Genomic DNA, 6,379 nt, shown 5'->3' with positions numbered 1-6,379 from the left:
GATTTTTGTAACATAAGTATTCGTTTTTTGATTAATGAATGATTGAAAAATTGATTGATAAATGAAATATTCCGGGTGTTAAAGGCGGTGTTGAGCAACTGCTCATAATAATTTCGCTTTTTAGTGGTTTTCACCACACTTGCATCGGCGATGAACTCGTGCAGGATTGCAATTCTATGCTGAAAAATATAAACCAGGGGATTAAACCAGAAAATGATCTTTAGTAGTTCGAAAAAAACCAGGTCCAGGCTATGTTTTTGCTTTACGTGAACCAATTCGTGCGAAAGGATTTGCTGCTTTTCTTCTTCGGAAAGCTGATCGCCCAGGAACACCGTTTTATAGAAAGTACAGGCAATTTTAGAGTTGGGGACTTCAACGATACTGAAGTCTTTTTCTTTTGAGATTCTCCTGAAACTGAAAAGTCGGCTAAGATTTTGATATTTCTTAAAAAACAGAAGGGTACTTAGTAAAACTCCGCTAAAATAAGCCACCAGCCACCAATTGATCTGAAATCCCTGCTGTTGGATCATCACTCCCGGTAATTGCACCTTTGCCTGCGGCTGACTTCCTATAAAAACCTCCGGTAACCATACCGTGGTAATCCCCTGCACAGCTTCAGTCGGAAACAAATTTTCCAAACCTTCGACTTTCAGGAAGGGAAGTAAAAGAGAAAGCACAGGCGTAAGCAGCAAATAAGCCCGGTTCGCATTGAAAAAGGTTTCTTTTTTCAGCAATAATTCGTAGGCCAGCAAAAAGACTAATTGAAATATTATTACCTGTAGGATATAATGTGTCATTAGTCCTCTTTTTTATCGATTTCCTTTAAGATTGCCTCCAGATCTTTAGTACTCATATCGTTATTTTTCATAAAAAACGAAAGCATACTTTTAAAAGACCCGTTAAAATAAGAGTCCATCAGCTTGTTGATGCTTTGATTGCTGTATGTTTCCCGTTCCAGCAACGGAAAATATAAATAGCCTTTCCCTTTCTTTTCGTGATCTACAAAACCTTTGTCTTCCAGGATGCGCACTATAGTTGAAACCGTATTGTACGCAGGTTTAGGTTCAGGCATTTCTTCAATTATCGCGGCAACATTGGCTTTTTCCAGTTTCCAGAGAATCTGCATGATCTCTTCTTCTGCTTTGGTAAGTTGTTTCATATTAATACTTTAGTCATTTCCGCCCCGATTTTTCATCGGGGCGGAAATCTGTTTAATTTATCCTATCGGGTTCAAGCTGTTTAATACATTCCAACCCTAAATTTTGAACCTTCTACTTATTCAATACTGCTAATATAAAACTAATTTATTAGTTCTACCTAAATTTTTAGTTAAAAATATTTTCTGCATACTTTCTTTTAATTTGTAACTTCACCTACAAATAGCATAAACCCTATGGATTTACTCTTTGTTATTCTTGGAGGAATTTTAATTATTACAGGGATTCTGGGAAGTTTTCTTCCAGTATTACCGGGAGTTCCGGTTAGCTGGGCAGGCTTATTACTCCTGTATCTAGCACCATCGGTGCCTGTAAATTATTTTTTTCTGGGGCTTACTCTGGCAATAGCTATCCTTATATATGTACTTCAGTTGGTGATTCCTGCTATAGGCACAAAAAGATACGGCGGAAGTAAAACCGGAATGTGGGGCGCTACCATAGGCCTGCTGATTGGAATCTTCGCTCCTATCCCTTTCGGAATTATTATAGGAGCTTTTGTGGGGGCTTTTATTGGCGAAATTATAAACAAGAGTGATTCAAGATCGGCAGTGCGGGCCGCTTTTGGATCTTTTGTGGGCTTGCTGGCCTCTACTTTTATGGAATTTCTTGTCGCTGTAGGTTTCTTATTTTTGTTTATTTATAAAGTATGGGAATATAACCATCTTTTGTTCTGATTATCCTAAAAGAAAGAACCCGGCTCTCACCGGGTCCCCAAAAAAATTAACACCTAAATTGATTAATGATGTTGAAAAACTGCTTTTCGTTTTTTAAGTTGTTGCTCCAGCTCGGTTACAGTATTTTTAACGGCTAATTCAAAATTGCTGGCCCTTGCTTCTGCAAAAATTCTGGGTCCCGGCGCACTAAGCTCTATTTCACAGATCTTATCCTTACCGATTGCCTGGCTTTCCCATTTGATAAAAACCTCAGCCCGGATAAGCCATTCATATTTATTCTGTAATTTTTCAAGTTGTTGGTTAATAAATTCAGCTAAAGCATCGCTGTTTTTAATCTTCACAAACTGTATATTGATTTGCATAGTAGATGTTTTAATGATCACTCTAATTTACGTTCCACTTCCCAAAATTAATATGACCGGCATCAGCTATAATTCATTTTGAGGTGAAGCTTTTTAACAAAAGATTATTGCAGGCTAAAATATATAACTTGATAAATATCATAGCTTTAGCGTTCAACTTTACTCATCTTTAATGGAGTTAAAATCAGCCTAAGAATGCCACCGGAAGTAAAAAAACATGGAATAATCCTGGAGAAGACTCCACACAACTTTGAGAATGAAGGAGTGTTTAATCCTGCAGTAATAAAAGAGGATGATACTGTGCATATTTTCTATCGGGCCGTGCGCATTGGAAACTATTCAAGTTTAGGCTATTGCCAATTGAAGGGGCCACTGGAGGTTATAAAAAGGAACACCTCTCCCATATTTTTCCCAACAGAAACCTATGAATTCCAGGGAACGGAGGACCCGCGTATTACCAAAATTAATGACACCTATTACCTTACCTATTCGGCCTATGACGGCATTAATGTTTGCGGAGCTTATGCTACCTCCCAGGATCTTAAAAATTTTACCCGCCAGGGAATACTCACTCCTGTATTTAATTATGAAGAATATGCAGAACTCATAAGGGAAAACTTCGAGAAAATAAGTGAAAAACACCTGCTGTTCTACGAGCTGTTTGTGCGGTATAAGTTCAACGAACTGATGAAGGGTAAAATCTATGTGTGGGACAAAAACGTGATATTCTTCCCGAAGAAAATAAATGGAAAATTTGTGGTACTCCATCGTTTGTGGCCTTCCATACAGATCTTTTATTTTAAGGAGAAAGAAGACCTCAGTCGGGCTTTTTGGCGGGATTATGTAAGGAATCTGCGCGACCATATTGTCATACGGCCGCGATACCATTATGAATCCAGTCATATTGGAGCCGGCTGTCCCCCCATTGAAACCGAGGATGGTTGGCTGCTTATTTATCATGCAGTAGAAACCACTCTTACCGGGTTGATCTACCACGCCTCGGCAGCATTACTGGACCTTGAAAATCCTGGCAGGCTTATTTCTAAACTAAAAACTCCCTTATTTTCCCCTTCCGAAGAGTATGAAAAGAAAGGAGTAGTAGACAATGTGGTATTCCCTACCGGAACGGCAATCTTCGGAGAAGATCTGTATATCTACTATGGAGCCGGAGATAGTTGTATTGCAGTGGCTTCGGTTAAGTTGAAGGATCTGCTAAATGAATTAAAACAATAGTCAAAATGAAAGCTTTAAACAATTCTTCCAAAGTCCTGTTTATGTCAACTTTTCCGCCTACCACCTGCGGAATAGCAACATATACCACCGACACTATGCAATCTATTCAGCGTAAATTTGGAAAAAGCTTTGTTTGTGAAGAACTTGAAATTGTAAAGAATCACAAGCCGGGGTTTTCTTATTATTTCAAACCGGAAGAAAAACCGGAGTATATACGTATCGCTGAAGAGATTAACAGGGATTCCGAAGTTAAACTGATCCATATACAGCATGAGTTTGGACTCTTTGGAGGAGATTATGGCAGCTACCTCTTTGAATTTCTCAAGAGGACTATTAAACCGGTAGTAATGACTTTTCATACGGTACTTCCCCGCCCGAATCCTGAATTGAAATCGGTGGTTCAGAAACTGGTGGAATACTCTCACCAAATTTTTGTTATGACCCAGCAATCAATAAAGATTTTAGTAAGCGATTATAATATCCCGAAAGAAAAACTTGCACTCATTGAGCACGGGACTCATATGGTAGCCTGGAAATCTCCGGAAGAAGTTAAAGAAAAATATGGCTTACAGGGGAGATTGGTCTTATCTACTTTTGGTTTACTGGGTGCAGGAAAAAGCATTGAAACAGCCTTATATGCTTTACCGGAAATTATAGAACAACATCCGGACGTGTTATATCTCATTATTGGAAAAACTCACCCGGGAAATATTAAAAACAACAAGGATGATTACAGGAAGTTTTTAAAAAGCCTGGTAGATCAGTTAGAACTTTCAGCCTATGTCAAATTTTACGATTCCTACCTGGAGTTAAATCAGCTTCTGGAATTTTTACAGGCTACAGATGTTTACCTGTTTACGTCCAAAGACCCGAACCAGGCAGTAAGCGGCACTTTTTCTTATGCAATGAGTTGCGCCTGTCCCATAATTGCAACCATCAATCCGCATACTATGGAAATCCTTAATCACGAACTCGGAATCCTCATAGAAATTGGAAATCACAAGCAATTAGCAGAAGCCGCTATAAAATTACTTTCAGATAAAAAATTACGGGAATTTATGGCAGTGCAGGCTTATACCAAAACCAGTTCCAGTGTATGGGACAATATTGCCATTAAACATGCCAGGGTATACCAGGATGTTTTAGACAAAAATGAACCGCTTAAATTTTCCAGACCAAAAATTAAGCTGGATCACCTTAAAAGACTTACCACGGAAAAGGGAATAATACAATTTTCAAAAATAAGTACCCCCGACCCGGCTTCGGGATATACCCTTGATGACAATGCCAGGGCACTTATTGTCATGTTGATGCATTATAAAATTTTCAGGAACAGCGAGAGTCTTAAATATATAGATCTCTATTTGTCATTCATAGAAGGATGCCAGACCAAAACCGGCAATTTTGTTAATTATATTGATAACCACAACAAGGTTCACATTAAAAACGATTATGTCAACCTGGAAGACTCCAATGCCAGAGCCATTTGGGCTCTTGGTCAGGTGGTTAGTGAAGCACACAATCTTCCTCCGGAATATATTAAAAGAGCAAAAATCTGTATGGATAAAGCCCGAACCTGGATACCCGGTGTTTTATCTCCCCGTTCAATTGCCTTTACCATAAAAGGCCTGTATTTATACCTTGAAAATTTTGAAGAAGACGAGTTTAAAAATACAATAGAAGACTTAGCCCAAAACCTTATAAGCAGGTATGACCTCAACAGGGAAAAAGATTGGGAATGGTTTGAGGAATACCTTACTTATGCAAACAGTATCCTTCCTGAGGCTATGCTACTTGCCTTTTTGACCACCGGGAAAAAAGTTTATAAAAAAACTTCTCTGGAATCTTTTGATTTCCTCTTATCCAAAATGTACAAAAACGGCGAATTCAGGCTGATCTCTAACAAAGGTTGGCACCAAAAGCATACGAAGCCCGAAAAATATGGAGAGCAGCCCATAGATGTTGCCTACACCATACAGACTTTGGATCTTTTTTATCAGCATTTTAAAAATCCAACCTATAAAATAAAAATGGAAAAAGCTTTTAATTGGTTCCTGGGAGACAATCATCTTAACCGCATCGTCTACAATCCCGTTACCGGAGGATGCGGGGATGGGCTCGAAAAAGAGAATGTGAATTTAAATCAGGGGGCTGAGTCTACCGTATGTTACCTTATGGCCAGGCTAACCATGGAATCGTATCCTGAAACCTCAATTTCCAGGCCTTTACCGGGTAATTCTTTAAAAACGATAAGGAGAAGAGTAAAAAAAACTTCGAGACCTGAGTTTCGTTAAACAATACATCCCATCAAATTATGGGACGTATTGCTAAGTTTAGTTTAATTAATTCCGGAAAAATCTTCGGTGTCTTTAAGGTATTCGGTAATCTTAAAAATATCCATCCTGTTTTTTCTGAAAGACTTCACGAAATCGGTCACCTCATTTTCAAGGTGTTCGTGTTCCAGCCGAAAAATCCTGGAATCTTCACTGTCTTTTTCAATCATTACTCCAAGCTGCTCTCTGTGTTTTCGTGTTTTATCGAGCAAGTCTTCACATCGCGAACGAATATTTTGAAGTTCAGACCTAAGTTTGGAAACTTCATTTATACTCTCATCATTGTCTATCCAGATAAAATATTTATCGAGAAGCTTATTGAGAAATTGTAGATCGTCTCTAAAAAATTTCAGATCAGATTCCCAGTGTTTTGTGAGCAAATAGAGTTGATCCCAATCGGCCTGGATCATAAAATCCCCTTTTGGTCTTTTCCTAAAATTTTCCATAATACAGCAAATTAGTTATTACTGAAATTAACTCATTCAACTCTAAAAAATAATGATTTTAATCATACAGCAGCAAGATTGACTTTTATCATTTCAGGACAGATGTTTTTATTT

The 6,379-nt window shown here is 38.2% G+C and carries 7 protein-coding genes; 3 read left to right on the top strand and 4 right to left on the bottom strand.

Annotated features, from left to right (window positions below; genetic code table 11):
- Together VIM94_RS02975 and VIM94_RS02970 are read right to left on the bottom strand one after the other, a co-directional pair.
- The coding region (locus tag VIM94_RS02975; RefSeq protein WP_332037805.1) for a M56 family metallopeptidase at positions 1-797 on the bottom strand (797 nt) is incomplete at its 3' end.
- Positions 797-1,159 carry a BlaI/MecI/CopY family transcriptional regulator gene (locus VIM94_RS02970; protein ID WP_332037804.1) on the bottom strand — a complete coding sequence of 121 codons (363 nt, stop codon included), beginning with the start codon at positions 1,157-1,159 and terminating at the stop codon, positions 797-799. The genes VIM94_RS02975 and VIM94_RS02970, both read right to left, overlap by 1 nt.
- 234 nt (positions 1,160-1,393) lie before the next feature.
- On the opposite strand from VIM94_RS02970, the gene VIM94_RS02965 reads away from it, so the two are divergent.
- On the top strand, positions 1,394-1,891 hold the full coding sequence (locus VIM94_RS02965; RefSeq protein ID WP_332037803.1) for a DUF456 domain-containing protein: 498 nt from the start codon (positions 1,394-1,396) through the stop codon (positions 1,889-1,891).
- A 62-nt stretch (positions 1,892-1,953) separates the two neighbouring features.
- Here VIM94_RS02965 and hpf read toward each other — a convergent pair whose 3' ends face one another.
- Positions 1,954-2,253 carry a ribosome hibernation-promoting factor, HPF/YfiA family gene (hpf, locus tag VIM94_RS02960; protein ID WP_332037802.1) on the bottom strand — a complete coding sequence of 100 codons (300 nt, stop codon included), beginning with the start codon at positions 2,251-2,253 and terminating at the stop codon, positions 1,954-1,956.
- A gap of 195 nt (positions 2,254-2,448) precedes the next feature.
- Between hpf and VIM94_RS02955 the strand changes: the two genes are divergently transcribed.
- Both VIM94_RS02955 and VIM94_RS02950 read left to right on the top strand, forming a co-directional pair.
- A complete protein-coding gene (locus tag VIM94_RS02955; RefSeq protein WP_332037801.1) occupies positions 2,449-3,486 on the top strand; it encodes a pesticidal protein Cry7Aa in 1,038 nt (345 codons plus the stop codon).
- A gap of 5 nt (positions 3,487-3,491) precedes the next feature.
- Entirely contained in the window at positions 3,492-5,780 is a 2,289-nt protein-coding gene (locus VIM94_RS02950; protein WP_332037800.1) for a glycosyltransferase, read from the top strand.
- A 44-nt stretch (positions 5,781-5,824) separates the two neighbouring features.
- On the opposite strand, the gene VIM94_RS02945 is transcribed toward VIM94_RS02950, so the two are convergent.
- Complete coding sequence (locus VIM94_RS02945) at positions 5,825-6,265, bottom strand: hypothetical protein (RefSeq protein ID WP_332037799.1); 441 nt, start codon at positions 6,263-6,265, stop codon at positions 5,825-5,827.
- Positions 6,266-6,379 lie beyond the last annotated feature (114 nt).

This window comes from Salegentibacter sp., from assembly GCF_036568425.1.
GTDB lineage: Bacteria > Bacteroidota > Bacteroidia > Flavobacteriales > Flavobacteriaceae > Salegentibacter.
The sequence above is the reverse complement of the archived record's forward strand: the minus strand, read 5'-3'. Positions and strand labels throughout refer to the sequence as shown.